The following is a 2,875-nucleotide window of genomic DNA, read 5'->3' on the forward strand; positions in this document are numbered from 1 at the left end:
CCAGGGTCGCAGCACTGCTCTGCACGTAGTTGCCAGCGATGGTGGCCGTAGCGTCGGAGGCCAGACGCAGGGTGCCTTGGTTGTCGAAGCTGGAAACGGTGAACAGGTTGCCATTGTTCATCGTGTAGGTGGCGCCGCTGACCAGGTCGACATTAGCCGATGGCGCATGGACCTCGCCGCTGAACACGGCGGTATTGTTGCCGCCAATCTCGATCTCGCTGAGGCTGTTGTCGTTGGACAACACGGCGTATTGGCCACCGCTGATGGTGCCGCTGTTGATCAGCACCCCGCCGCTGTCGCCGCTGGCCTGCACGCCGCTGTTGGTGCCCTGGATAACGCCGCGGTTGACGAGGGCGCTGCCAAGGGAGCTGCCGGTGATCAACACGGCCGAGTCGGTGCCGATCAACGAACCGCTGTTGATGATGCCGCCGGTGCCGATGGTCGAGCCATAGATCCCCAGCGCCGGGCCGTTGACTTCGGCATTGGAACCACCCGTGTTCTGGATCAGCCCGCTGTTGATGATGCCTTTGACCGTGGAGCTGTCCAGCCACAACGCCCCCTTGTAGTTGGCGGCGATAGTACCGCTGTTCTGCAGGGTGCCGCCGACGGTGCTGTTGCTCAGTTGCAGGCCGGTCATGCTGCCGCTGTTGTTCAGGGCACCGGTGATGGTGCTGGTGGAAATGTCGTAAGCATCGCCGATGCCGCTGATGGTGCCGATGTTGACGAAGCTGCCCAGCGTACTCCCGGTGATATACCCCGGGCCCATGTAGGTCGTGAGGCTGCCCGCGTTGATCAGGCCGCCGCTGACCACGCTGTTCACCAGCGCAATCGCCCCATTGTCGGCGCCAATGTTGGCGCCGTTGATCAACTGCCCGGTAATGGTGGAGTTGGTCAGCAGTACCCCGGTACGCCCGGTGATGCTGCTGCTGCTTTCATTGATCAGGCTGCCGTCGATCACACTGCTGGTGAGGGCCAGGCCGGTGGTCGAGCCGCCAATGGCACCGGTGTTGTCGATGCTGCCGACAAGGGTGGATTGCTGGAGGTCCAGACCGACATTGCCGACAATATTGCCGCTGTTGATCAGCTGGCCGTTGAGGATGCTGTTTCGCAGCAACAGACCATCGTTGCCGGTGGTGTTGAAGTTGTCGGTGTACTGGAGGGTACCGGCGTTGACGATATTGCCATTGACCGTGCTGTTGCCGATCAGCAGACCGCCGCCGGCTCCCAGCGCCGAACCTGTGTTGTTGATACCACCGGCCACGAGGGTGGAATCGCTGACCGCGATGGCTGCGCCGCCGCCTCGGTTGGTGATGGATCCGCTGTTGGTGATGCCGTTGCCGATGCTTGAACCGTCGGCGACGTTGATCACCCCGGTACCGTTACCGGTCAGGTTGCCGCTGTTCTCGACGGCGCCGCCGACGGTGCTGCCCGACAGGCTGATGTCGCTGCCGCCGGCCAGAATCGTACCGGTGTTGACAACGTCTTGAGCGATGTGGGTATTGGTCACCGTCAGACCAGAGGAGGCGTTGATGGCACCGGTATTGGCGAGGCTGCCGCCAATCGTGCTCTGACTCACGGTCACGCCGTTGGTGAGCCCGGTGATGCTGCCGAAGTTGATCAGGCTGCCCTGGATGACGGCGCCATCGACAGAAAGGCCCGTGTCGGAACCGCTCAGCACCCCGCCACTGAGGTTGGCCAAATCCCCGTCAATGATAGTGCCCGCGCCAATGCCGATCGCTGTGACGCCGGACACGCTGCCGCTGTTGGCCAGCCCCCCGGCGATGGAGCCGCCATTGACACTGATGCCCGTGCCGGCTGCAGAGACCGTCCCGCTGTTGGAGAGACCGCCGGTGATAGTGGAATTGTTGATCTCGATGCCGTTGCTGATCACGCCACTGTTGGTCAGGCCGCCGCTGACGATGGTCGAACTGTCGAGCGCCAGCTTGGCACCGATGGTGCCGCTGTTGAGCAGCCCACCGGCGACCCGCGAGTTCGACAGCTCGAGGGTATTGCCGGCAGCAATGGTGCCGCTATTGACCAGCGCGCCACCAATGGTGCTGCCTACCAGCCAGATCCCATAGAAGCCATCGGCGCTGAGCTGCCCGGAGTTGACCAGGTTACCGGTCACCAGCGACTGCTGCACAGAGAGCCCGGCGGAGCCTGCCGCCGAGCCACTGTTGATCAGATTGCCGTTCACGGTGCTGTCCATGACTTGCAGACCATAGCCTCCGTGGGCGGAACTCAGGGTACCGCTGTTGAGCAGGTCTCCATTGAGCGTGCTGTTGTAGATGCCCAGTGCCGACTCGTTGAACACATGCCCGGAACCGTCGGAGACAATCGGGCCGAAGAGGGTCCCGCTGTTGGTCACTCCGCCGCCCACCGTAGTGGAATCGATCGCCACGCCATCGATCTGGCCGCTGTTGAGGACCTGCCCGGCAATCAGGCTGCCGGTGACACTGATGCCCAACATGCCCACCCTGGAAATGCTGCCACTGTTGTTGAGGTCGCCGTTGAGCGTGCTGTTGTTGATTTCCAGGTCGTACAAACCCCCGGACATGGTGCCGGTGTTGGTAAATCCACCGATCGTGCTGTTGTTGATAACGTTGTCGGAGATACCGTCGATGGTGCCATTGTTGATCACACCACCGGCCACGCTGCTGCTCAGCAACTGGATGGCGGCATTGACCGACCCCTGGGCAGTGTTGATCAGTTGGCCGGTGACCGTGGAGTGGTCCAACGCAATACTGGTGAGCCCCTGCATGTCGCCATTGTTGACGATGTCGCCGTTGACCTGGCTGCCGGTGACGCTCAGGTCGGTTGCACCGTTGACCTGCCCTTCATTGAGGATCCCGCCCAGGGTGCTGTTGGTGACACT

General features: G+C 62.2%; 1 protein-coding gene. It reads right to left on the reverse strand.

Translation table 11 applies throughout. The features are described 5' to 3' along the window. Positions 1-2,875: hypothetical protein (locus tag HB675_RS25585; RefSeq protein ID WP_213881953.1), on the reverse strand; the 2,875-nt coding region annotated here is incomplete at both ends.

The organism is Pseudomonas sp. dw_358 (assembly GCF_018449655.1).
Lineage (GTDB): Bacteria > Pseudomonadota > Gammaproteobacteria > Pseudomonadales > Pseudomonadaceae > Aquipseudomonas.